This window comes from Eubacterium sp. AF15-50 (genome assembly GCF_934835595.1).
GTDB lineage: Bacteria > Bacillota > Clostridia > Lachnospirales > Lachnospiraceae > Eubacterium_G > Eubacterium_G segne.
Genome location: NZ_CAKVZL010000003.1, coordinates 1 through 26,376 on the forward strand (window position 1 = coordinate 1; position 26,376 = coordinate 26,376).

The 26,376-nt window shown below is 35.9% G+C and carries 22 protein-coding genes and 1 pseudogene; 19 read left to right on the top strand and 4 right to left on the bottom strand.

What is annotated here, in order from left to right; all coding sequences use genetic code 11:
* From Q5O73_RS00725 to Q5O73_RS00770, 10 genes and pseudogenes are all read left to right on the top strand, one after another.
* Window positions 1-180 (top strand): substrate-binding domain-containing protein (locus tag Q5O73_RS00725; protein WP_302668819.1); only part of this gene is annotated, 180 nt, incomplete at its 5' end.
* 15 nt (window positions 181-195) lie between these two features.
* A complete protein-coding gene (locus Q5O73_RS00730; RefSeq protein WP_021952542.1) occupies window positions 196-1,878 on the top strand; it encodes a sugar phosphorylase in 1,683 nt (560 codons plus the stop codon).
* A 17-nt stretch (window positions 1,879-1,895) separates the two neighbouring features.
* A complete protein-coding gene (locus Q5O73_RS00735) occupies window positions 1,896-3,212 on the top strand; it encodes an ABC transporter substrate-binding protein (protein ID WP_021952541.1) in 1,317 nt (438 codons plus the stop codon).
* A 57-nt stretch (window positions 3,213-3,269) separates the two neighbouring features.
* On the top strand, window positions 3,270-4,148 hold the full coding sequence (locus tag Q5O73_RS00740; protein ID WP_021952540.1) for a carbohydrate ABC transporter permease: 879 nt from the start codon (window positions 3,270-3,272) through the stop codon (window positions 4,146-4,148).
* Entirely contained in the window at window positions 4,135-4,980 is an 846-nt protein-coding gene (locus tag Q5O73_RS00745; protein ID WP_302668820.1) for a carbohydrate ABC transporter permease, read from the top strand. The genes Q5O73_RS00740 and Q5O73_RS00745 overlap by 14 nt, the downstream gene beginning before the upstream one ends.
* 22 nt (window positions 4,981-5,002) lie before the next feature.
* Window positions 5,003-6,061 (top strand): zinc-binding alcohol dehydrogenase, encoded by a 1,059-nt coding sequence (locus tag Q5O73_RS00750; RefSeq protein WP_302668821.1) that lies wholly within the window; start codon window positions 5,003-5,005, stop codon window positions 6,059-6,061.
* 23 nt (window positions 6,062-6,084) lie between these two features.
* On the top strand, window positions 6,085-6,876 hold the full coding sequence (locus tag Q5O73_RS00755) for a sugar phosphate isomerase/epimerase (protein ID WP_021952537.1): 792 nt from the start codon (window positions 6,085-6,087) through the stop codon (window positions 6,874-6,876).
* Between the two features lie 61 nt (window positions 6,877-6,937).
* The gene (locus Q5O73_RS00760) at window positions 6,938-7,975 is read left to right on the top strand and encodes a Gfo/Idh/MocA family protein (RefSeq protein ID WP_021952536.1); all 1,038 of its coding nucleotides are present in this window, start codon (window positions 6,938-6,940) and stop codon (window positions 7,973-7,975) included.
* Window positions 7,976-7,994: 19 nt separating this feature from the next.
* Window positions 7,995-10,286: a glycosyl hydrolase family 65 protein gene (locus Q5O73_RS00765; RefSeq protein ID WP_302668822.1), complete on the top strand. Its 2,292-nt coding sequence runs from the start codon at window positions 7,995-7,997 to the stop codon at window positions 10,284-10,286.
* Between the two features lie 29 nt (window positions 10,287-10,315).
* Window positions 10,316-11,443, top strand: a pseudogene (locus tag Q5O73_RS00770) (glycerate kinase).
* A gap of 71 nt (window positions 11,444-11,514) precedes the next feature.
* Here Q5O73_RS00770 and Q5O73_RS00775 read toward each other — a convergent pair.
* Both Q5O73_RS00775 and Q5O73_RS00780 read right to left on the bottom strand, forming a co-directional pair.
* Complete coding sequence (locus Q5O73_RS00775; protein ID WP_302624050.1) at window positions 11,515-12,105, bottom strand: DUF5067 domain-containing protein; 591 nt, start codon at window positions 12,103-12,105, stop codon at window positions 11,515-11,517.
* Window positions 12,106-12,279: 174 nt separating this feature from the next.
* Window positions 12,280-12,450 carry a hypothetical protein gene (locus Q5O73_RS00780; protein WP_302668823.1) on the bottom strand — a complete coding sequence of 57 codons (171 nt, stop codon included), beginning with the start codon at window positions 12,448-12,450 and terminating at the stop codon, window positions 12,280-12,282.
* Window positions 12,451-12,729: 279 nt separating this feature from the next.
* Between Q5O73_RS00780 and Q5O73_RS00785 the strand changes: the two genes are divergently transcribed.
* A complete protein-coding gene (locus Q5O73_RS00785; RefSeq protein ID WP_302668824.1) occupies window positions 12,730-13,302 on the top strand; it encodes a hypothetical protein in 573 nt (190 codons plus the stop codon).
* On the opposite strand, the gene Q5O73_RS00790 is transcribed toward Q5O73_RS00785, so the two are convergent.
* Window positions 13,299-14,417 carry a CapA family protein gene (locus Q5O73_RS00790; RefSeq protein WP_302668825.1) on the bottom strand — a complete coding sequence of 373 codons (1,119 nt, stop codon included), beginning with the start codon at window positions 14,415-14,417 and terminating at the stop codon, window positions 13,299-13,301. The two genes, Q5O73_RS00785 and Q5O73_RS00790, sit on opposite strands and share 4 nt — an antisense overlap.
* 192 nt (window positions 14,418-14,609) lie before the next feature.
* Between Q5O73_RS00790 and Q5O73_RS00795 the strand changes: the two genes are divergently transcribed.
* The 4 genes from Q5O73_RS00795 (at window position 14,610) to Q5O73_RS00810 (ending at window position 22,329) form a co-directional block, all read left to right on the top strand.
* On the top strand, window positions 14,610-16,205 hold the full coding sequence (locus Q5O73_RS00795) for a peptide chain release factor 3 (RefSeq protein WP_118589684.1): 1,596 nt from the start codon (window positions 14,610-14,612) through the stop codon (window positions 16,203-16,205).
* A gap of 57 nt (window positions 16,206-16,262) precedes the next feature.
* Window positions 16,263-17,081, top strand: coding sequence for a MoxR family ATPase (locus tag Q5O73_RS00800; protein WP_118589683.1), 819 nt, complete (start codon window positions 16,263-16,265; stop codon window positions 17,079-17,081).
* 34 nt (window positions 17,082-17,115) lie between these two features.
* Entirely contained in the window at window positions 17,116-18,294 is a 1,179-nt protein-coding gene (locus Q5O73_RS00805) for a VWA domain-containing protein (RefSeq protein ID WP_118589717.1), read from the top strand.
* Window positions 18,295-18,552: 258 nt separating this feature from the next.
* Window positions 18,553-22,329: a glycosyl hydrolase family 18 protein gene (locus Q5O73_RS00810; RefSeq protein WP_302668826.1), complete on the top strand. Its 3,777-nt coding sequence runs from the start codon at window positions 18,553-18,555 to the stop codon at window positions 22,327-22,329.
* Between the two features lie 105 nt (window positions 22,330-22,434).
* Here Q5O73_RS00810 and Q5O73_RS00815 read toward each other — a convergent pair whose 3' ends face one another.
* The gene (locus Q5O73_RS00815) at window positions 22,435-22,749 is read right to left on the bottom strand and encodes a helix-turn-helix domain-containing protein (protein WP_021952525.1); all 315 of its coding nucleotides are present in this window, start codon (window positions 22,747-22,749) and stop codon (window positions 22,435-22,437) included.
* 317 nt (window positions 22,750-23,066) lie between these two features.
* Between Q5O73_RS00815 and Q5O73_RS00820 the strand changes: the two genes are divergently transcribed.
* The 4 genes from Q5O73_RS00820 (at window position 23,067) to mscL (ending at window position 26,312) form a co-directional block, all read left to right on the top strand.
* Window positions 23,067-24,962 carry a glycoside hydrolase family 16 protein gene (locus Q5O73_RS00820; RefSeq protein WP_302668827.1) on the top strand — a complete coding sequence of 632 codons (1,896 nt, stop codon included), beginning with the start codon at window positions 23,067-23,069 and terminating at the stop codon, window positions 24,960-24,962.
* Between the two features lie 186 nt (window positions 24,963-25,148).
* On the top strand, window positions 25,149-25,463 hold the full coding sequence (locus Q5O73_RS00825; protein ID WP_302668828.1) for a hypothetical protein: 315 nt from the start codon (window positions 25,149-25,151) through the stop codon (window positions 25,461-25,463).
* A gap of 153 nt (window positions 25,464-25,616) precedes the next feature.
* Window positions 25,617-25,769, top strand: coding sequence for a hypothetical protein (locus Q5O73_RS00830; RefSeq protein WP_186840622.1), 153 nt, complete (start codon window positions 25,617-25,619; stop codon window positions 25,767-25,769).
* Window positions 25,770-25,877: 108 nt separating this feature from the next.
* A complete protein-coding gene (gene mscL / locus Q5O73_RS00835; protein ID WP_021952522.1) occupies window positions 25,878-26,312 on the top strand; it encodes a large conductance mechanosensitive channel protein MscL in 435 nt (144 codons plus the stop codon).
* The last annotated feature ends 64 nt before the right edge of the window (window positions 26,313-26,376 follow it).

Sequence of the window (26,376 nt, forward strand, 5' to 3'; positions counted from 1 at the left end):
GTAGATAATATCCCTATGGGAAATTACCTTCATCCGAGAATATCCACAGTTGACCAGGATTTTGAATCCATGGCAAGGGAATGTGTTGAACTTCTCACAAAATTAATAGATGGAGAGGACCTTGGAAACAGAAAAACATCGGTATTTTTACCATCTGTTATTGAAAGGGAATCTACCTGATTTAGGAAGTACAAAATGAATGATTTATTAAGAAAAGATTTATATGAATATTACAAAATAATATACAAAGATGGGAAAACTATTGAAAATCTGTATGACCGCATAGACAGGGTTTTAAATAAATACGGATATCTGGATACAAAGAAAACATGGTTAGACGAAACAGATTCCATGCTTATTACATACGGAGATTCAATTACAGATAAAAATGAGGCAGGGATTAAGACACTTCATAAGTTTATGAAAAAACATGTGAAGGATGCAATTTCATCAATACATATATTGCCTATGTATCCATACACATCAGATGATGGATTTTCGGTAGTAGATTATAAGGAAATAAATCCCTCCCTTGGAAATTGGGAGGATGTAAACAGTCTTTCTGATGATTATAAGTTAATGTTTGATGGGGTTATAAACCATATATCAGCTAAAAGTGATTGGTTTAAGAAGTATTTGACAGGAGAGGATCCTTATAGGAATTATTTCATTGAATGTGATCCGGATGTCGATTATTCAAAGGTAACCAGACCTAGGGCTTTACCGCTACTTACAAAGTTTGAAACTAACAGAGGTAGCAGGTACATATGGACAACCTTTAGTGAAGACCAGATAGATTTAAATTATAAATGTATAGATGTTTACAGTGAGATATTGGACGTTTTAATGTTTTATGCAAAGAATGGGGCAAAATTCATAAGATTGGATGCCATAGCATTTCTTTGGAAAGAACCGGGAACAACATGTCTTAACTTAGAAGAAACTCATATGGTAGTGAAGTCGTATAGAAGAATTTTAGAGGAATATGCACCGGGTGTGTATTTCATAACAGAGACAAACATACCACATGAGCAAAATATAAGTTATTTCGGAAACGGGGACGAGGCACATTTAGTTTATCAGTTTCCGCTTCCACCTCTTACAATGTATTCACTTATTACAGGAGATGCCACAAAACTTACCCGGTGGGCAAAAGGTCTTGAGGAACCGGGAGAGAATACAACATTCTTTAATTTCTTAAGTTCTCATGACGGAATAGGTGTAAGACCGGTAGAGGGAATATTAAATGATGAAGAGAGACAGGTTTTAATTGATGCAACTTTAACTAATGGTGGGGTTGTATCTTATAAAGACAATGGGGACGGAACTAAAAGTCCCTATGAGCTAAACATTAATTATCAGGATGCGTTGGCATCACCGGAAGACAGTGATGAAGTAAGAATTGGCAGGTTTATGGCAGCAGAAACAATACTTATGTCAATGCAGGGACTGCCCGGCATATACATTCATAGTTTGCTGGGTTCAAGGAATGATTACTATGGAAGGGAAACTTCTAATATTCCAAGAAGAATAAACAGACAGAAACTGGATTTGGAAAAATTAGAAGAACAGCTTTTATGTAATACAAACAGAGCCACTATTTTTAATGAAATGATAAGAAGACTGAATATTAGAAAAGTGCACGAACAGTTTTCGCCGAAGGCACATCAGAGAATTTTAAATGTGGACTCACATATTTTCGCACTGGAAAGATATATGGACGGTGGGAAGAAAATATTAGCAGTAATTAATGTATCTTCAGAGGAAATCGTAACAGCTCTTGAATTTAAGGGAACAGACCTTTTAAGCGCAGAAAAGGTTAATGGAACCATAACCCTTAAACCTTTACAGAGTATGTGGATACTGGAAGATAATTAAAACAAAGGAGGATTATTATGATGAAGAGAAAGGTATTAGCAACAGCATTATCATTAGCTATGGTTGCAACATTGTTTGCAGGTTGCGGAAGCAGCAGTGAAAAGAAGGAAAGCAGTGCAAAGGATGAAACAGTAAAAATCCAGTTTATGCACATGCAGGTAGAACAGGAAAGACAGGATGTTCTTTCAGAAGTTATTAAGAAATTTGAAAAGGAAAACCCAAACATCAAGGTTGAACAGATGCCTGTAGGAGAAGATGATTACGATAGCAAGATTACTACATTAGGTGGTAACGGAGAACTTCCGGCTGTTATTGAATTTAGTCAGGATCAGGCAAAAACAAGCGTAAAGAATCAGTTCATAAACACACAGGCAGCAGATGACGTTATAGCTTCAGTAGGAGAAGATGCTTATTTTGATGGAGCTCTTAAAGTAATAAAGACAGAAGACGGAAAAGATTATGTTGGTGTTCCTGTATCAGGATGGGTTCAGGGTATTTGGTGTAATACAAAAATGTTAAAGGAAAAAGGATTTGATTTACCACAGAACTGGGATGATGTAATTAAAATAGCTAAGGCATTTTATAATCCATCAAAGAAACAGTATGGTATAGCTCTTCCAACATCTGATTCAGCATTTACAGAGCAGGTATTCTCACAGTTCGCATTATCAAATGGAGCAAATGCTTTTGATGAAAACGGAAATATAACAATTGACACAGATAAGATGAAAGAAGCAGCTGAGTTCTACAAGGAATTATCACAGTATTCAATGCCCGGTTCAACAGAGGTTGCAGATGTTAAGGATGCTTTCGTTGGAAAGAATACACCAATGTGTATGTATTCAACGTATATTCTTGGAGGATGTAAAGATGCAGGATTCCTTGAGGATGTTCAGTTAGCAGTACCTACAAAGACTACATCAGCAGCATATGGTTGTATTGAAGTTTTATCAATTTCAAATACTATCAGTGACGCAGAAACAGAAGCAGCTAAGAAGTTTGTAAGCTTCTTAATGGAAAAAGAAAACAATGAAGCATGGTTAGAGATGGCACCTGGCGGAGTTCAGCCTGTATTATCAGCAGTTGCAGATGATCCGGCATATGCAGATAATGAATTAATTAAGCCATACGCACACCTTCTTGATAATGTTGGAACAGCTTTTGATAATCTTCAGTTATTCGGAAGTGTAAACGGCAAGAACTTTATGGCTATGGGCGATATCACAAACTCAGGTGTATTAAGCAAAGCACTTAATAATATCTTAGTACAGAAAGCTGATATCTCAAAAGAACTTAAGAATGCTCAGTCTGAGGCAGAAAAACTTGCAAAATAGTTTAGTTTAGAAAAGAGGGCTGAATAAAAGGCCCTCTTTTAAAAGAAGGAGTCTTATATGTTAAAGAAAATAAGAAAAAGTCAGAACGCTTTTGCATATACATTGTTAGCTCCAAGTATTATTTTACTGGTTGCATTAATCGGATATCCGATGATTTACAACATAATGATAAGCGTACAGAAAGTACCACTTAATCCAAAACTTGAATCCGTTTTTGTGGGACTTGATAATTTTAAAGAGGTACTTGCAGATAAGGAGTTTTATTCAAGTGTACTTATTACCATAGCATTTACATTTGTTGTAGTTGTATTAAGTACCATTTTAGGATTAGCCATGGCATGCTTTTTAAACAGAGAATTTGTTGGCAAAAAACTGGTAAATGCTTTAGTTATTCTGTCATATGTAGTACCCTCGGTATGTTTGATTTTCTGCTGGAGATATATGTTTAACAATATATATGGAATAATAAACTATTTTCTGGTTGATATATTACATGTGGTAGATAAAGCACCATTGTGGTTTGACAGCCCGGTGAGTGCATTTGTATTAGTAGCCTTGTTTAATGTTTGGAGATTCTTCCCATATGCGTATATGTCATTTGTGGCAATAATGACTTCTATAGACAAAAGTTTGTATGAAGCAGCAGATATAGATGGTGCTTCAAAATGGCAGAAATTCAAAGCGGTAACATATCCGGCAATAAAGCCTACAATGGTAACAGTTGTAAGCCTTAGAATGATTTGGGCGTTCTACATTTACGCAGAAGTTAAGTTACTTACAAGTCAGGTAGATGTTTTAGGTGTATATCTGTATGATATGGCATTCTCAACACATAATTTCGGAAAGGCAGCAGCTATTTCCCTTGTACTGTTTGTATTTATTTTTGCAATGGTTATGCTGATAAGAAAGGTGGTGTTCAAAAATGACGAGGACTAAAAGAAAAGTCAGGAACAATATATTATTTTACACTGCTTTAATTATCATACTTTTAATAATATTATTTCCATTTATTATGATGGTAAGTGTGGCTTTTAAGTCCACGGCAGAAACAATAGGTTTTCCACCGACAATTATACCAAAGTCATTTACCTTTAAACATATGGAAGATATTTTTAATCCGGGAATATTCCCATTTTTAAAACATTTTAAGAACAGTATGTATATTTCTCTTACTACCTCAGCAATAGTTGTATTCTTAGGAATACTTGGAGGATATGCATTAGCTAAATTGAAATTTAAAGGAAAATCAGTAATAACCGAAGTATTTTTCTTTGTATATATGTTTTCGGGAATATTACTTATAGTTCCTTTATATAAATTGCTTTCGTCAATTGGATTGAGAAACAGTCATGAAGCGGTAATTATTTGTATGATAATACAGACACTTCCAACTGCAATTTATATGACAAGAAGCTTTTTTGAAACAATTCCTGATGAACTTGAGGAAGCAGGAAGAGTGGATGGATTATCAAGATTTGGAGTAATATTCAGAATCGTGGTTCCGCTTTCAATTTCAGGATTAATTTCAGTTTTCGTTTATGCATTTATGATTGCATGGAACGACGTTTTATTCGCATCAATCTTCTTAGATTCACCGGATAAAATGACAATTACAATAGGATTGAATTCACTGTTTAACACACCTGATTATATTTGGGGAAGAATGATGGCAGCATCAATTATGTCCTCATTACCTATCGTTATTATGTATGGTATAAGCCAGACATTAATAAAGAGTGGAAGAACAGCAGGCGGAGTTAAAGGTTAAATAAAGGAGAGAAGGTATTAAAATGAAGAAGTTAGTTGCAACTGCACCTAGAGTAGCAGAATTAAAGGATTATGAAGACAGACCTATTAAGGCAAATGAAGCAAAGGTTAAGGTTGAATTTGCAGCACCAAAGCACGGTACTGAATTGGCAGATTTCAGAGATGTAACTCCATTTAAAGACGGAAAATTTGACGAAGAATGGAGAGTCTTTAAGGAAAGAGCAGCAGATGAACCAAGAGGAATTGAATTTGGTGATTTACCATTAGGAAATATGTTTGTGGGAACTATCACTGAAATAGGAGCAGACGTTACGGAATATGCGGTAGGTGACAGAGTTTGTTCATACGGACCAATAAAGGAAACACAGATAGTGAACGCAGTTGACAATTATAAGCTTAGAAAAATGAGCAAGGATGCATCAGCAAAAAATGCCATATGTTATGATCCGGCACAGTTTGCTTTAGCAGGTGTAAGAGATGCTAATGTAAGACCGGGAGATAACGTTGTTGTAGTTGGTCTTGGAGCAATTGGCATGATTGCACTTCAGATGTGTGTAAAATTAGGAGCAGCAGTTGTTATTGGTGTTGATCCTATTGAAAAGAGAAGAAATGTAGCATTAAAGCTTGGAGCAGATTATGTATTAGACAGCACAGCCTGTGATGCGGGTTTGGAAATAAAGAGACTTACAGATAAGATGGGTGCTGATGCAATTATTGAGACATCAGGAAATGTACATGCTCTTCAGGCATCTATTAAAGGACTTGCATACAATGGAACAATAGCATATGTTGCCTTTGCAAAACCATTCCCGGCGGGCTTATGGCTTGGACAGGAAGGTCATTTCAATCAGGGAAAAATTGTTTTCTCAAGAGCATGCTCAGAACCTCTTCCGGAATATCCGAGATGGACAAGAAAACGTATTGAAGACGTTGTATGGAACATGCTTATGAGCGGTTATTTGAATTGCGAGGATATTATTGATCCTATAGTACCATTTGAAGAATCAGCAGAAGGATTTATGAAATATGTTGATCAGGATCCTGAATTAAGTATCAAAATGGGTGTTACTTTTGACAAATAATAATGAAAGGTTAGGTGCTTAAAATGTTATATGGAACACAGGATAGAGATTTCTTTCCGAGAAATTTTGTGGACAGACTTAATTATATTAAAGAATTAGGATATGACTGCTATGAGGTGGATGGTAAGGAATTAGTTGAAAAAACTGCGGAAATAAAGGATGCAGTTGAGAAGACAAAAGTTCCCGTTACAACAGCATGTAATGGATATAGAGGATGGATTGGTGATTTCATAGAAGAAAGAAGGCTTAATGGAGTTACCGATTTAAAGGAAATATTAAGATGTATAGCAGAAGTTGGTGGAACAGGAGTTGTTATTCCGGCAGCATGGGGAATGTTTACTTTCAGATTGCCGCCACATGTACCACCAAGAAGTCATGAAGGTGATATTAAGGCAATAATGGATTCATTAAAGGAATTAGATCCCGTGGCAAGACAGTATGGCGTATACATTTATTTAGAGCCGCTTAATCAGTATCAGGATCATATGCTTAACCTTCAAAGTCAGGCAAGAGAAATTATTGATAATGGAAAATTCACAAATGTTAAGACAACCTGTGATTTTTATCATATGAACCGTGAGGAGGATAATATATCTCAGGCGCTTAGAGAGTCAAAGGATTATATTGGACATGTTCATATAGCTGACAATCAGAGATATCAGCCGGGTTCAGGTTCAATAGATTTCAAAAAGCATTTTGATACATTAAAAGAAATAGGTTACGATGGACCAATTATTTTTGAAGGAAGATTAAGAGGCGACCCTGTGGAAGTATGTAAGGAGTCAAGTGCTTTTGTTAAGGAATGCCTTAAATAATAAGGAAATTTTATGTGGGAGATAAAATCTCCCACGTATAACAGATTTGCGAGGTAAATATATGAGAAAGATAAAGGTGGCTATAATAGGTGCAGGACAAATTGCACAGACAACACACATTCCGGCATTTAAATCCATGGAAAATGTGGAAATTGTGGGAGTAAGCGATACATATGAAAATGTGGCAGGTAAAGTGGCAAAGGATTTTGACATTCCCTTTAGTTGTAGTTCTCACTTAGAATTATTGGAAAAATGTAATCCTGATGCAGTAAGTGTTTGCGTACCAAACAAATTTCATTATCCAATTGTAATGGATGCATTAGACAGAGGATGTCACGTAATGTGCGAAAAGCCACCTGCAATTTCTTATAGTCAGGCTAAGGAGATGGCTGATAAAGCTAAATCTAAAGGACTAATACTGACATATGATTTTCATTTCAGACATGGAACAAATGTGGCTATTTTAAAGGATTTAATAGAAAATGGTAAAATGGGACAAATATACTATACTAAAGTACAGTGGCTTAGAAAGGCAGGAGTTCCAGGCTGGGGTAATTTCATAAGTAAAGATATGCAGGGGGGAGGACCCCTTATAGATATAGGTGCCCATATGTTAGACATAGCATTATATCTTCTTGACTATAAAAAGGTTTCCTATGTATCGGCAATAAGCTCAAATTTAATAGGAACCAAACAAAGTAACGGACTTATGGGTTCGTGGAATCCGGAAAAATACACTGTTGAAGACGGACTTTTTGGAAACATTGTATTTGAAGACGGAACCGGTATAGGAATAGAAACTACATTTGCTCTTAATATGAAAGAAAAGGATGTGAGGGCTGTGAAGGTTTATGGAGATGAGTTAGGTGCATCCTTATTTCCACTGGAAATTTATAGTGGATCCAATAGAAATTATCAGGCTGTAAATTATCCTTACATTAGTGATGGAGATTTGCACAACAAAGCTTTAGAAAACTTCATTGATGCAATAGAAGGTAAAGAAGAAGTTTTAGTGAAAGCCGGGGAAGGTGCATACATTCAGATGATAATTGAAGCATTATATAAGTCGGCAGAGAAGAAGGAGCCTGTTTTTCTATAGAAAGGCACAGGTGAAAAATATGTACTATTATGATACGAAGAGAGATTCCACCGGATTGTGGATAGAAGAAAATAAATATAGGCAGAAATATACAAAAAAATCGGAATCCGTATTTACAACAGAAAATGGGTACATGGGAATAAGAGGAACACAGGATTTTCCCACAATTGCGGAATGTAAGGGAATGTTTGTGAGAGGTTTTTTTTCAAAGGCAACAAAGGATGAAGTTGTTGAGTTGATTAATTGTCCTAATTTGTCAGAGGTTTATATTACCACAAAGGGAAAGGTCATAAGCTTAGATACCTGTAAAATAGAAAATTACAACAGAAAGTTTAATGTGGAAACGGGAGAGCTGGTTTTTCAGTGTGATTTTCTCTTAGAAAATAATATAATAAATATAAAATCAAGACGATTTGTTTCTTACAGTGATTTACATCTGTTTTGCCAACAGTTGGTAATAACATTAGCTGATGGAAATGATTTAGATATGGCTGTAAAGGTAGGCATAAACGGACAGATGACAAACAGCGGTGTGGCACATATTAGAAGAACTGAGTGCAGGGTACACAATAATACTGTTATGGAGTATATTGGGAATACAGATGATTCAGAAATTGATATAATGATGGCACTAGATTATGAAGGAACAGATGACGCTAAAAATTACGGTCTTGAAAGAAGAAGCATATACGAAAAAAGAAAAATAAAATTAGTAAAAAATAAACCGGTTACACTAACAAAATATGCAATGGTATTTACCAATGTGGAAGAACCGGATATTACAAAAACAGATAAAATAAGCAGAATAATTGAAAACAGAAAAAAAGGATTTGCAAAGCTTTTTGATGAGCATTTACAGGAAGTCTATAAGTTTTGGAAAAATGCAGAAATAAAAATAGATGGCATATCAGTAGAGGACGAGGCGGCAATAAAGTACTCACAGTTACAGTTGTTTGGAATGATACCAAAAGATACGGATAGAGTGAGTATTGCAGCAAAAGGTCTTTCAGGTGAAGGATATAAGGGGCATGTATTTTGGGATTCTGAAATATATATGTTGCCGTTTTTCTGCTATACCAATCCTGAAATGGCAAAAAGATTACTTATATACAGATATAATGGTCTTTCAGGAGCATTTAAAAAGGCAAAAGAATACGGCTATAAAGGAGCGATGTATCCATGGGAAAGTGCCTTTGAAGGAAAGGAAGAAACTCCTTTGTTTGCAGCACTTAACATAGAAACAGGAAAAGCTAATCCGGTATGGTCAGGCAGGAAGGAGCATCATGTTAGTGCCGATATTGCCTATGCCATAATAAACTATTACCATATGACTAAAGACGAAGAATTTATGCACAAATATGGATATGAAATGTTAATTGAAATATCTAAATTCTGGGAGAGCAGAAGTGTAGAAAAAAATGGCCGTTTAGAAATATTGGATATAATAGGTCCTGATGAATACGATGAACATATTGATAATAATACATTTACTAACTATATGGCTAAGTATTGTGTGGGACAGACGTTAATAGAATTAAAGAAATTAAAAGAAAATGATAATAACTATTATAAAAAGTTAAGTGATAAAACAAAATATGAGGATAATATTTTAGGTTTAGAAGAGTTTGTACGAAATATATATATTCCTCAGGTTAATAAAGATGGAATTATTCCTCAGGATGATACATTTTTGTCAAAGAAGGAGCTGCCTGATATTGACAAATATAAAAATTCCCAGGTAAAGCAGTCGGTGTTACTGGATTACACAAGGGATCAGGTAGTGGATACGCAGGCAATAAAACAGGCAGATGTGGTAATGCTGTTGAATTTATTCCCACAATTATACAGCCCGGATATTGTGAAGAAAAATGTTTTGTTCTATGAAAAAAGAACTTTGCATGATTCATCCCTAAGTTACTGTGCGCACGCTCAGGCATGCGCTAATATTGGAGAGTTGGACATGGCAGAAAATTTCTTCAAAAAAGCACTTGAGGTGGATTTAGTAGATAATCCATATGATTCCACAGACGGACTACATGCAGCAGCCATGGGAGGCATTTATAATTGCCTTATACAGGGATTTGCAGGGGTATCCGCTGATGATAGTGCATTGTACATAACCCCTCATCTTCCAAAGGAATGGAAAAAAATGGAGTTTGTGGTAATGTACAAAGGTTGTAGGCTTGAAATAAGGGTTAGTCATGATAAAGTTGATATATATAAAACAGGTGATACATCATATCCATTATGTATATCAATAAACAATAACATAATGACAATGGAAGCAAACCAGCAGCAGTTATCAGCATAAAAAGATTAGTTTGTTAAAGGGAGTAACCTATGAAGATTGTTTTGGCATCAGATTCCTACAAGGGGAGTCTTAGTTCCACACAGGTTAATAATATAGTTGCACAGCAGGCACAAAAGGTGTTTGGAAAATGTGATATTAAGAAAGTACAAATGGCCGATGGAGGGGAAGGAACTCTGGCAGCGGTTTTAGAAACAGACAAAGATTACCGGAAGGTAGAGGTTAAAGTTTCTGACCCTTTAGGCAATGTTATTACAGCATCATATATTATGAAAAAGGATGTTGCAGTTATAGAAATGGCTGAGGCTTCAGGTCTTACTTTGGTACCATCAAAGCTGAGGAATCCTTTAAATGCTACATCAAAGGGAACGGGGCAGTTAATTGCTGATGCACTGAAAAATTGAGCAGTGAACATATACATAGGAATAGGTGGAAGTGCCACAAATGACGGTGGAATGGGAGCCATGACTATGTTAGGATATAGGTTTTTAGACCAAAATGGCAACGAACTAAAAGGAACCGGTGGGGATTTGGAGAAGGTTGTGGCGATTGATGATAAGTCGGTTATGCCTGAACTTAAAAAGGCTAAGTTTACTGTTATGTGTGATGTAACAAATCCTCTTACGGGAGAAAAGGGTGCAACCTATGTTTTTGGCCCGCAAAAGGGTGCTGATGATGAAATTGCAAACAGGCTTGAAAGGGGAATGCTTAATTATAGCAAAGTTTTAAGTAAATTTTTAGGCAGAGATATTTCCAGTCTTCCGGGAATGGGAGCAGCCGGTGGAATGGGAGCTGCATTGTACGCCTTTACCAATTCAAAAATGGAGTCAGGAATACAGGTTTTACTGGACTTAAATGATTTTGACAATTTGATTAAGGATGCAGATATGGTAATTACCGGAGAAGGAAGAACTGATGAACAGTCAGCCGGTGGAAAGGTTGTATCAGGAATTGCCAAAAGATGCAAGGAAAATAAAACACCGCTGTATGTGCTGTCAGGTAGTCTCAGCGGTGATTTGGAAGAACTATATGACATGGGGGTTACCGGCATGCAGGCATGTGTATGTGATGTAATTGACATATCAGATGCTATGAAAAATGCACAGGTTTACTTAAAAAGGGCAGCCGAAAGGCTGTTCAGGATAATAAAGGCAGATTAGGTTAGACAATCAAAAACAACATCCACCCCGGGGCAGATGTTGTTTTTTTAACATTATTTATTTGCCATATCCTATTTATTAGTAGCAATAAACTGGATATCCTTTGAAGACCAGAAACTTGGTGAAACATTTATTTCTATTTCCTTCCAGTCAGTTGGAACCTGGTATGCAATGACACCTTCCATTTTTTTGCCGGCAGCAATGTCACCGTCTAGCTGATTATATTTCTTTGCTTCAGGAGCCTGAAGACCCATAATATCTTCATTCATTGAAGTATCATCATAATATGCTTCAAAAGAAGCAATAGAACTCATGGTGATAGAGCTGTCGGAATTGTTTTGGATTTTAAAAATGCAAATAGCAAATTCTTTGCCCTCATCAGGCTGGATAATTTCATCGCCCTTTGAAATAATTACTTTTTCAAGAGTTACCTGAACATCTTTGTATTCAGCAGTTTCACCTACCTTGAAACTGGTTTTGGCTTCAGTTTCTTTCTCCTCTTTTTTGGAATTATCATTAGTAACCTTTGAATCTTTAGAATCAGTTTTAACCTGATGAACGCTGTCATCAGAGCCACCACCGGCAACTGCTGCAATTATTGCAATTGCCACAATCACAATAATAATCCATTTCAACTTTGATTTTTTCTTTTTTTCTTCCATAACTTATACCTAGTCTTTCTAATGCATAAAGTCTGCTGTGAAAGACACAAACACTTAGAGTGAAAAATGTGTTTGCTTTATCCTTTCCCTTATTATTAGTTCACTCTTTAAAACATATGGAAATTTTAGCCTACAGTATGGAAGAAATGTTATGCCGGCAGCATAATTTAGCAATTATTCGATAATTTTCTCCTCCATGTCATGTAAAAGAATGTTGGTATCAATTAAATTGTAATGCTGTTCTAAGGAAAAATGGATTATGCTGTCACGCTTAATACGGGGATATAAAATGCTGTGGTCAGACAATTTTAAAAGTCGGTTTGTGGCATCGGTATCTAATCCCATTGAAATGGAAAGGGCAAGAACCTTATTTCTTGAAGGTTTTTTGGAACCACTAAAAATCTGATAGGCGTAATTTTTTTGAATATTGGATTTTTCTATGACCTGTGCTTTGGTCAGATTGCAATTATTCAGACATTCCGTTATGTATTGTACAAAGGTGGTATTTTTTATATCCTCAGTGTTATCTTCAATAAATTCTTCGATATTGTTATAATTTTTTAGTATTTTTAATAATTCATCAGTTGAAATGAGTTGATGGTGGAATTATCTAAGGTAGCGGAAATGGATGAAAGCCACAATGAATCTGACAAAATTATGCCAAAGACTTTGGATACTTCGCCAAAGAAAACGGAAACCTTATCCAAACCTGAGGTGGATTTATTAAAAAAAACGGAAACTTCATCCAAACCTGAAAAGAAATTATTAAAGAAACCGGAAAAAGGTCAAAAGACCGGGAAAAATTCAACAAAAAATACACCTCAAAAGGAATTGCCACCTATTACGTTTAAATATCTGCTGGATACCATTCCAGGATTTAGGCGCAGAAAAATTGTACCAATGATTATTTCTACCATTGTGTATGTCTGGTTAATATATATTTATGCTACAGTAGCTTTAGACTACAAGAGTATGAACATACCTAGAAGTATCCTGGTAACTATTGTGGCTGAGGCAACGGTAATTATACCGTATATATATTTAACCAATATTGCAGATATAGCAAGCAGATTGCCAAGAAAAACTTTTAGAAGTAAAAGGCGTGAAATATGCTACAGAATATGTATGGCTATATTTTTATTTTTGATTCTCGCTTTAATATTGGGATTTTTATTGCCGGGGGAAAAACCGGGCTAATAAGGTAGCTCCCTTTTGCCACTCATAAACTGCAAAACTTTTCTTTTTTCGGTTTTATTCTTTATTATATCAGGCTGCCAATTGTTGGTATCTCCGGTATACACGTAGCATGGAATTATTTTACCGGCTTCATTAGTCAGCTTTCCGTCTCTGACAGTCAAAGTATGCTGATATATTATTGTGCGGTTTTCAGGGTGGCGGTTGCCACCAAAAATAAAGTTCCCAAGGGAATAAATAATAGTTTTGTTGTTATATTTCTCCATAGGCTGAAGTACATGAGGATGGTCTCCCATAATCAAATCAACACCATAATCCATAAGTTTACGGCAGGCATCGATTTTCCATTGCTCCGGTTTATGGATGGCTTCTGTTCCACCATGAAAATACAAAATCTGGTAATCACTTTTTTTAGATGCTTTATCCACTGCCTCTTTAATGGAAGGAATAGCATAAGTTCCATACATGCTGGCACATATTATTCCGAGTTTAAAACCATCTTTTTGGTAGTAGACAATTTTCCCTTCCTCACCCCATTTAACGTTGGCTGCATCAAGGGCATTGCGGGTATCCTCATGTCCCTTTGCACCATAGTCATTTATGTGATTATTGGAAATAGAAACAAAATCAATTCCACCTTCCCTTAAAATATTGGCATTTTTTGCCTTACTTTTAAACCAATAAGCTTCAACTTTCGGGTCGGCATATTGACCTTTGTCGCTAACCTTTAAATTCTTTGAGTCAGAAAACACGTTTTCGCAGTCTCCAATGGTGAAATCGTCTGAAAGAAAATAAGAGCTTACTTTTTCAAAAAAATAAGAAGCAGGTTTTACGTCAGCCACATCGTTAAAAGTATTTTCGTAATAAGCATTTTCATCTGTGGCACAAAGACAGTCCCCAATAAAGCTAAGGGTAATAGTTGTGTCAGAGGATGTGGTTTCTTCTAAAGATGTAGTTTCAGAAACAGTAGTATTAGTAGTGGTCACTTTTTCAGTTATTCTATTGTCAGCTTTCTGGTCAACCTCAGTTACAGGCTCATGTTTTAAATGGTTAAAAGCAAAAAGAACAAGGATACATAATCCTACAAATATAGGTACCTGAATTAAATATTTTTTCATATAATAATCCCTTTCATTGTTTTTAATTATAGAAATATCTGTTTATTTTATAGTACCATAAATATTAACATAAGTGTTGGCAGAAAATAAAATATACGTTATACTTTTAGAGGTGCTTTTTCCATAAAAACAGCGGAATTCAGAAAAGGGCACCTAATTAGGGAAAAATTAATCTAAGAATGGAGATTAACAATGGATATAAACATAAAGCAACAGATAGAAAACAGAAGAACCTTTGCCATAATATCCCATCCGGATGCAGGAAAAACAACTCTTACAGAGAAATTTCTTTTATACGGAGGAGCCATAAATACAGCAGGTTCCGTTAAGGGAAAGGCAAATTCAAAGTATGCGGTTTCAGACTGGATGGATATAGAAAAGGAAAGAGGTATCTCTGTAACATCATCAGCCCTTCAATTTGATTATGAGGGATACTGCATTAACATATTAGACACACCGGGACATCAGGATTTCTCAGAAGACACATATCGTACATTAATGGCAGCAGATTCAGCAGTAATGGTAATTGATGCGTCAAAGGGTGTTGAGGCACAGACCATCAAGCTTTTTAAAGTATGTGTAATGCGCCACATTCCTATTTTTACATTTATAAATAAAATGGATTTAGAGGCAAGAGACCCTTATGAATTATTAGAAGAAATTGAAAATGTGTTGGGAATTAAAACATGCCCTATTAACTGGCCTATTGGTTCAGGTAAGAGATTTAAGGGAGTTTACGACAGAAACACCAAGAATGTGTCAATGTTTCAGGCAGTTTCAGTTGGTGGCTCAAAAAGTGCCGCAGAAACTACATACAGCGTAGAGGATGAGGCATTAAAGGCGGAAATAGGGGATGATTTGTATGACCAGTTAATGGAGGATACGGAGCTTCTTGACGGAGCCAGCGAACCTTTTGATCAGGAACTTGTAGATAAGGGAGAATTGTCACCGGTATTTTTCGGTTCAGCCCTTACAACTTTCGGTGTGGAAACATTCTTAGAGCATTTTCTCAAAATGACGGAATCTCCATTGCCTAGAATGTCAAATGAAGGATTAATTGACCCGGTGGAAGAACCTTTTTCAGGATTTGTTTTCAAAATTCAGGCAAATATGAACAAGGCACATCATGACAGAATTGCCTTTATGAGAGTGTGTTCAGGAAAGTTTGATGCCACAAAGGATGTATATCATGTGCAAAGTGGCAAAAAAATGAGATTATCCCGTCCGCAGCAAATTATGGCCCAGGACAGAAAAGTAATAGATGAAGCCTATGCAGGTGATGTTATGGGTGTTTTCGACCCGGGAATTTTCTCCATTGGAGATACCATTTGTTCACCGGGAAGAAAGTTCGCATATGAAGGCATCCCTACATTTGCACCGGAGCATTTTTGCAGATTAGTGGCATTAGATTCCATGAAACGTAAGCAGTTTATGAAGGGTGTAACCCAGATAGCCCAGGAAGGTGCAATTCAGATTTTCCAGGACTACAATTTGGAAATGTCAGAAATAATTGTAGGAGTTGTAGGTGTTCTTCAGTTTGACGTGCTGAAATACAGAATGGAAAATGAGTACGGCTGTGACGTAAGATTGGATTCACTTCCTTATAATTATATTCGATGGGTTAAGGATCAAAGCACTGACCTTAACAGTTTAAAGTGTCCTAGTGATACAAAGAAAGTAAAAGACATGAAGGGCAATCCTCTTATTTTGTTTACTAATGAGTGGTCAATAAAAATGGCTTTAGACAGAAATGAGGGGCTTGAATTTATGGAATTTAGTAAAAATTAATAACAATGTGAATGTTAAAATTATGTAAACCACATTAAAAACTGAAAGGAAAATAATATGTCAAAAGAAACAAAATTTACGGGAACAGATACTTATGTGGCATCAGATGATTTGATGGCATCTGTTGAAGTGGCAATGCAGCTTCAGAAACCTCTTCTCATAAAAGGAGAGCCGGGAACAGGTAAAACCATGTTAGCAGAAGCCGTGGCAAAATCTTTGGACAAAGAGCTTCTTATATGGAATATTAAATCTACAACCAAGGCACAGGATGGTCTTTATATTTATGATACCATCCAGAGATTGTACGACAGTCAGTTTGGGGTAGAAGGTGTAGATGATATAGGAAGATACATTAAGCTTGGAAAATTAGGAGAGGCATTTAAGAAAGACAGGCAGGTGGTTTTGCTTATTGACGAAATAGACAAGGCTGATTTGGAATTTCCTAACGATTTGCTTTGGGAATTAGATAAAATGGAATTTTACATTAACGAAACAAAGGAAACCGTAAAGGCAAAAATAAGACCTATAGTTATTATTACTTCAAATGCAGAAAAGGAACTACCTGACGCATTTTTAAGACGTTGTATATTCCATTACATTAGTTTTCCTGATAAAAAGCTCATGAAACAGATAGTTGATGCCCATTTTGAAAACCTTGAAGAAAATCTTCTTCAGCAGGCATTGGACACATTTTATCGTATAAGGGATATCAGGGATATAAGGAAGAAACCTAGTACATCTGAATTTATTGACTGGTTAAGAGCCCTTGCAATCGGCGGTGTAAATCCTGAGGATATAGACAAAAAACTTCCGTTTTTAGGTGTGCTTGTAAAAAAAGATGAGGATTTAGAAACTGTTAAAAGACTAAGCATTTAAAGGAGAATTTATGTTTACTTCTTTTTTCTATACAATGAAAAGTAATGGCCTTGATATATCAACCACGGAATGGCTTACCCTGATGGAAGCCCTTGATAAGGGGCTGGCCAATTCCAGTTTTACGGATTTTTATTATCTTTGTAGAACTATTTTTGTTAAAAACGAAGGGGATTATGACAAGTTAGATGCTGCTTTTCTGGAATATTTTAAAAATATAAAAGAAGACAAAATTAATATGGATAAAATTAACCAGTGGCTTCATAATGGCAGTGACTTAGAGGCTAAAATGACTAATCCGGAATTGTTTCAGGATACAAGAACCAAAAAGGAAGCTAAAGAGGTTCACAGAATGTTTCGTGAAAGACTGGCAGAACAGCATACGGAACATAACGGAGGAAAGTATTGGATTGGTACCGGCGGTGGTTCTTTTTTCGGAAAGAACGGAAGAAATTCCGGAGGTATTCAGCTAGGAGACAAGGCAGGAATGAAAACGGCATTTGCCGTTATGGGTGAACGCCGTTACAAGGATTTCAGACGTGACAAGAAACTTACCATGAGGCAGTTTCAGGTGGCACTTAGGGAACTTAGGCAGTATTCACGTAAGCTTGATTTGCCAAAGACAGAGCTGGATATAGATGGCACCATTGATTCTACCTGTAACAGAGGTGGATATTTAAAGTTGGAGTTTGAGCAGCCAAGGAAGAATACTGTTAAGCTGATGCTGCTTTTTGACAGCGGTGGTTCCATGTATCCTTACAGCGAAATGTGCAATGAGCTTTTTCAGGCAGTTCACAAGGCTAATCATTTTAAGGATGTTAAAACCTTTTATTTCCATAACTGCATTTATGCAAAGTTGTACAAAACTCCTGAGTGTGTTTCAGGAGACTGGATAGATACAACCTGGGCATTTAAAAATTATGACAAGGAATACAAAGTCATAATAGTAGGAGATGCAGGAATGGCTGAGGAGGAATATTTAGACAAAAACGGCAACTACAGCGGGCCTAATAACGGATTGTCAGGTCATGAGTGGATGCAGCTGTTTAAAAAGAAATATCCTCACTGTGTATGGCTTAATCCGTCCTTTCACGGAGATTTGTCGAAAATGTACTGGATGAAGTCGGAAAATATGATAAAAGAAATAGTGGATATGTACCCTCTGTCCGTTGATGGACTGAAAAGAGCAATAAAAAAATTAATGTCAGACAGATAGTTTGTTAATTATTATTACGGGACAAAAACATTTTTGTATGTTTTTGTCCTCTTTTTGTATTTGATTGGTTGATGAAAACAAATAAATACAACTTTTTTGTACAAAGTAGACAAATTAAAATGTGAAAAGAAAACTAAATTTACGAAAATGACGGAGAAGACGTAAAAACATTTTTATCTTATGGAAATTTAATAGGATAGTCTATATAATTTTAGTATACAAATTTTATTTCATGTAAATAAAAAAATGGAGGGAAACATGACATATTTTAAGAAGATGGGGAGGAGAGTATTGGCAATGACAATGGCTGTGTGCCTAAGTCTTGGACTTATTTGCGGTATTTCATTTGTAGGAAATACTGTAAAGGAAGTTAAGGCTGCCGATACAGGTTTTACAAAGAATGATTTTCTTAAATGTAACGGTACTTACATCAAAAATAATTACGGCAAAGGAAGTAACGTTTATTTAAGGGGAACTAACGCAGGAGGAGTTTTCGTTCAGGAAAGCTGGATGAATGCAACTAACGCAGGGGATTACAAAACTACAATGGCTACGTTAAAGAACAGATTCGGAGAAAGTACAATGTATAATCTGTTGGATTTATACGAGTCAAACTATTGGACAGAAGCAGATTTTGATAATTGTAAAAACCTTGGAATGAGCGTTATAAGAGTACCATTTACTTATATGAATCTCTACAGACAAAGCGGAAATTCCTGGGTACTTAAAGACAATGCCTTTAGCAGACTTGACTGGTTTGTAGAGCAGGCATCAAAGAGAGGCATTTATGTAATACTTGATTTACATGGTGCTTTTGGTTCACAGAACGGACAGGATCACTCAGGGGAAGTGATTGATAATGTATCTGATGTTACATTTTTCTCAAATGACACATTGAAAAATCAGACATTGGAACTTTGGAAGGTAGTAGCTGCAAGATATGCAGGCAATCCGGCTGTTGCTGCATACGACACATTAAATGAGCCTGGTGAAAAAGCAGGCACAACTAATTCAAAGCATTGGGCATTTTACAATCAGATGTACAATGCAATACGCTCCGTTGACCCGGATCATATAATTATTATGGAATCATGTTGGGGAACATCAAATCTCCCAAATCCAAGTACATATGGATGGACTAACGTAATGTACGAATACCATCATTATCCATGGGATTATCAAAGTGATTTATCAGGACAGAAAAATGCAGTTGATAATCTTGTAAACAGCGTAAATAATGCAAACTACGGGGTACCTACATATATAGGTGAGTTTACATGTTTTGATTTACAGGATGGATGGACATACGAACTTGACAAGTTTAATAAAGAAGGATGGCATTATACATCCTGGTCATACAAAACCACCAATTCAGGTTCATGGGGCATTTACAAAGAAAAGACTACAGATAAGGTAGATATTTGGAATGACTCAGAAGCAACCATCAGAACCAAGTGGGGAGCAGCATCCTTAGGAACAGGTGATAAAGGCTCTAACGGTTTAGTATACAATGTAATGAAGGTTGCATTGCCTGGAACAGTAGTTATGGCAGATACAGCTCTTACAGATGACAGTTATTTTTCAATTAAGACAAATATTAACGGAAAATATGTATGTGCTGAAAATTACGGTACGACAGCACTTATATCAGACAGAACATCTGCGGGAGAGTGGGAGCAGTTCAGAGTAGTATATAACTCAGACGGAACAGTATCATTCCAGTCAAGGGCAAATAATAAATATTTATGTGCCGTGTTTGATGATACAGATACTGAAAATCCTATTCTTCCAAGAAGCAACAACATTGGAACATGGGAAAAATTCTATGTAGAACAAAACAATGATGGAACATATTCCCTTAGAACATATGTAAATAATTATTATGTTCAGGCAGATATTAATGATACAAATGCAGGAATATTACATGCTATAGGTACATCTGTGGGAACATGGGAAAAGCTGACATTTGAAGCAAAAAATTCAGCAGCCCTTCCTAAGGTAAATGGTGGACAGCAGGAAACTACACAGCCTTCAACAGAAGCACCTACACAGGCACCGACACAGAAGCCTACAGAGACACCAACAGAGGAAGAGGCAAGCGTAGATATTCCTACTACAAGTGGAAAATATGGTAAGAACTTTAAGGCAGTAGCTTATTATCCTAACTGGTATGGTGATTTTACATCAAAAGTACAGTGGGATAAACTTACCCACGTAAACTATTCATTTGCGTTGCCAAATGATAATGGAACCATTGATTCAGTATCCGGTTCTGCCAGTGTTATTAACAGCCTTATATCTGTAGCTCATGCTAATGATGTTAAGGTAAATGTGGCAGTAGGCGGATGGTCATATTCAGACGGAAGAGAGTGTGCAAGGGTATTTGAAAATGCAACAAATACAGATGCAAAACGTCAGTCTCTTGCTAATGCAATTCTTGCAATTGTTGACCAGTACGGATTTGACGGTGTTGATATTGACTGGGAATATCCTACAGCAAGTTCAGCAAGTCTGTTTACATCATTTATGAGATATTTAAGAACAGGACTTACATCAAGAGGTAAAGTTCTTACATCAGCAGTTCAGGCTACAGGTGGCACATACCAGACCGATGAAGTTCTTCAGATGGTAGACTGGATAAACGTTATGGCATACGATGGAGATGCAGGCTCAGGACATTCACCATACAGCCTTATTGTAAATTCATACAATTACTGGCATGGAACAAGGGGAATGGATGCATCAAAGGTAGTTCTTGGTGTACCTTTCTATGAGAGACCTAACTGGGCCTCATATGCAGATATAGTTAATGCCAACTCAGCTAATGCATACAATGATTCAGCTGTTATTAATGGAACAACAGTTTATTATAACGGTATTAATACAATGTCCCAGAAGGCAAAATTCGCAGCAGAAAATGCCGGCGGTATTATGATTTGGGAAATCAGTCAGGATACAACTAACTCAAACTTAAGCCTTATGAATGCTATTTATAATTCAGCCACGGCAGTAGTTGGAAAAGGCGGAACAACAGCAACAGTTACAGATATTCCGGGAACCATCAGCATTGATTCCTATGGTGATAAAACATCAGGAATTACAATTAACACAGAAGGAAATGTTAAGTATGCCGGAAATCTTGTTAATAATTCATACTTAAATTACTATATTAAGGCAGCACAGAAGGGAACATATACTATTAATCTTCCGTTAGCAGCAGGGGATGCACAGTATAATGCAAAGAACATTATTGTTAAGTTAAATGATACAGTAGTGGCAACAGTTCCTATTACAGCAAGCAGCTCATGGACAACATTTGTAAATCACACAGCTGATATTACACTTCCTGCTAAGGGAACCTATAAGTTGTCAATAGTTGCAGACAGTGGAGCATGTAATGTAGCTGATTTAACAGTAAGCAAAAAGGCAGAAGAAACAACAGTACCTGTTACGGAAAAGCCGACAGAGGCACCTACTGAGAAACCAACGGAAGCACCAACACAGGCTCCGGAAGATGATTTTACAATTGAAATTAACGGATATCAGATTAGTACAACTGTAGAAGGTCACAGAGTAGTATATTCAGTGGCAGACCCTAATGACGAAGTTGTAAGCTCAGGTTTGGTATATGGTTTGTCAGATTACGCAACAGCAGCAGATATGGTAGTAAACAGTAGCAATAGTTCAGTTAAGTCATATCAGTCAACAGAAGCAGGTAAATGTCCGATTTCATACAGTACCTTTGAAGGTGGACAGAGCTATACAATGACAATGCAGTTTGTAAATACAGAAAAATACTTCAGTGATAAAATGATGGTAAGAGCTTATGCACAGCTTAAGAATGGTAAATATGTGTATAGTGATGTAAAGACATACACAATTTACTCTATTGCAGATACATTGTATCAGGGAAGAAAGATGAATACTTTCTCAGGTCACAGTTATTTGTATGACAAGATATTGAAAGTTGTAAATTCTAATTATAAAGAAGTAGACTACAATTGGAATGACATAGTTGTAAAACCGTGGAAATAGAAATTTGAATAAACACGGTAATTAAAAAAGCTGTAGTGTGCGGATAATAACTCCATATGCTACAGCTTTTTAGTACCATAAAACAGTAAGTAGTAACTGTTAATATTACTTCCAAATCTTTATAGTGTTAATAAGTTTAAGTTTGTTTTCATCGCTCATATGTTTAATAAGTCCTATAAGTTCGTTGTCAAGAGCGGTATTTTCGTATTCAGGTTCTACACGACCAACCAGTGAATCAAGAGTAATGTTCATTAACTTGGCATAGTAAATAAGTATTCTAAGTGACATTGCTGTTCTGTTGTTTTCAACATTGCTAATGTAACCGGGAGTCACATTTAAAGCCTCAGCTACCTGAGCCTGTGTTAAATCCATGCTGATTCTTAGTTCTTTAATTTTACCCCCCAGACTTTCGTAATTCATTCTTCTAATCCTTTCAATTAACTTAATAATATTTAAAGTATAAACTGCTTATACGTCACAAGCTAGTATACACTAAAAGAAAAACAATTTGTATATACTAATTATATCTAAAAAATGCTATTGGAAATAATGAAAGTAAAAAAAGGATTTTTTTATTAGAATTATTGGAATAAAAAAGAAAATACAAATAAATTTTATGAAATTTGTACAAATAACTTGATAAAAACGATTTTATTTGTTTATATTAAAGTATATAAATTATGCAAATGTTAAAGGCAAATATTGCCACTTACTAATGTACGAAAGGAACGAAAATTATGAGGATAACAAAAAAGATTACAGCTTATATATTAGCTACAAGTCTGCTATTGTCAGGAATTACTTTCTATAATAATGACCAATCAGAAGTCAAGGCTGCGGTAGGAGACTGGAAAGAAGTATGGAGTGATGAATTTAACGGAACAAGTCTTGATACAAATACATGGACATATGAAATAGGAAACGGAAACTGGGGATGGGGAAATGGAGAAGCGGAATATTACACAGACAGACCGGAGAATATTTCCGTGTCAGATGGTTATTTGAAGATAACTGCAAAGAAGGAAAATTATAAGAATTTTAAATACACATCAGGACGTATTATTTCAAGGGGAAAAAAGAATTTTAAATATGGAAAGATGGAAGCAAGAATAAAGGTGGAAAATGGGAACCAGTCAGGAGTATGGCCGGCATTTTGGATGATGGGTGAAAAAGGTAAATGGCCTGATAATGGGGAACTTGACATTATGGAACATGCCAATGACAGAAATTATGTTGGGGGATGTATTCACTGGAATCCCAACGGATTTGGCGGAAACTATGACCACAGATATCAGGGAGGGGATTACTATTTTAGTGACAATGTAAATAATGGTATTACTAACTGGCATACTTACGGTATTATCTGGGACGAAAAACGTATTGAATGGACTGTGGATGGGGTAAGCTATCATACTGAAAAATTCAACAGTAGTAACAGCTATTGTTTTCAGCAGTATCAGTATTTTCTTTTAAACCTTGCTATTGGTGGAACAGGTACACTGTATACAGGAAAGCAGACACCACCTGAGGATTACAAAACAGCAGTGATGTATGTGGATTGGGTAAAGGTATGGCAAAAGGAAGAGGCACCTACCACGGAATACGATGGCCCATATGTTACAGTTACGGAAGATTCTGTAGCAAAATATACCGGCTCATGGTCAGATTTTTTTGGAAGTGGATGGACAGGCGCATCAGGAACCCTTACATCTAACGGAACAATAGCTGATGGATTTACAATTAATGCCACATCAGTGGGAAGAACCGGTGATAAGGACAGCATATGGGGAATACAGGGAAAATTAATGAATCTTAAATATTATCCGGGAAATACATATAAATATAAGTGTACAATTACCTCGGATAAAGATAAAAGAATATTTGTAAAGGTGGCAGATGATGCAGAGGATGCTTTAGCAGGAGGCTACATTACCTTAAAAGCAAATGAACCATATTATTATGAAACAGATGTTAATATTCCTAAGGATTTTGATGGGACAGTAAGTCTTAAGTTTGGTATGGGAATTGCCAATGACGGGGATGTTATTGATGCAGGAAGTTCCCTTAAGGTAAAAGTTGAAAATGTATCTTTTGTTACAACAGCAACAATACCTGATCCTGACTATGTAAACAGTCAGACAACTACGGAGAAGCCAACTGTGGCACCAACAGTGAAACCTACTGAAACTACTAAAAAACAGCAGGAGGAAACTAAAGAAAATATTACGGAAGTTACTACTAAAAAACAGCAGGAGGAAACTAAAGAAAATATTACGGAAGTTACTACAAAAAATCAGCAGACAGTGACTACAACTAAAAATACATCATATAAAGTAACAAAGCCCGGCAAGACAAAGGTGGTAAGAGCCTTAAGAAGTAAAAACAACAAAAAGATAAGTCTTAAATTAAAGAAAATAAAAGGAGCGTCAAAATACGAGATTAAAGTTTCAACCTCAAAGAGATTTACAAAGAAGACAACTAAGAAAGTTGTGATAAAGTCCGTAAAGAAGGTGATTAGAGGATTAAAGAAGAATAAGAAGTATTACATAAAGGCAAGAGCAATAAAGGTTGTTAATAAAAAGCTTTATCCGGGAAAATGGAGTAAAGTCAAAACAGTAAAGTTAAAAAAATAAAAAAATGGGAGTTTTATAAAAAACGGAGAGTATAAGTGCAAACTTAAAAATGATAAACTAAAGATATCAATATAGACGATTTAATAAAGGTTGAAAGAAATATGAAAAGGAAGGGAAAAAGCAAATCATTCTTTCAACCTTTTTAATTTTTTTTGCCATATAAAAATTATGGTGGGATTGGTATATATGATGATAAAAAAGATAATGGCATGTATTATGTCGGTTTGCATGTTTATGTCAATAATATGTACGGAAAACATAAGCACGGCTAAAGGAGCAGAATCCACAACGGTTTATTTTCTGGCAACCTCTGAGTGGTCAGAAGTTAATGCCTACGTTTATGGAAATGCAGGGGAAGCTTCAACTAATGCAGAAGTTTTAGCGAAAAGTCGGACTTACCGTACTGATATTCAGTCAGAGGCAAGTGGCAGACAGGGTGTGAAATTAAAAAATAATGGGGATTATGTTGAATTTACATTACAAAAGCCGGATATTTTTTAATGAAACCCTTAACAAAGGAGAAAAAATAAGACTTCAAAAAGACTCAGGTAATGAAGCAGAATATTATATTATTGATTTTATAGAGTGTGAGATGACAGAAAATGCCCTGAAAAAACCGGGGAATATGTTTATGGTGATGTACATGATTATTCTGTGTATAATGTAGCAGATTATTTGTATCAGAAAGCATGTTCCACAAATGCAGCAGCACATGATTATCTGTACAATAACATTTTAAAGAAAGTATCGCCGGAATACAAAACAGTAGATTATGACTGGGGAAATACAATAGTTCCGGTAAAATAAAAACAAATATATAACCCCTGATTCTTTTACGGAATTGGGGGTTATATATTTGAAATAACTGTGATAATATAAACAGTAGAAAAAATACAAATGACAAGGAGATAATCTATGTTAAAAGAGTTTAAAGAGTTTGCGTTAAAAGGCAACATGATTGACCTTGCTGTAGGTGTAATCATCGGTGGAGCTTTTAATTCATTAGTGACGTCTTTAGTTGACAACATAATAATGCCTGTTATCAGTATCTTTACGGGAAAAATTGATTTCAGCAATCTGTTTTTATCCCTTGACGGAAAAGAATATGATACGTTGGCACAGGCACAGAAAGCAGGGGCAGCCACTCTTAATTATGGAACATTTATTACAGGACTTTTGAATTTCATAATTATGGCATTTGTGGTATTTTTGCTTGTTAAGGCAATGAACAAGTTAAGAACTCATAATGAGGTGCCACAGGAAGCAACTACGAAAATCTGTCCACATTGTAAGTCGGAAATACACATTGACGCAGACAGATGCCCACATTGTACAAGTAAACTTGATTAGGAAATACCCCCGGTGGAATATAGTTTTGCCGGGGGTATATTAGTAGGTTTGATTTTAGCGGAGA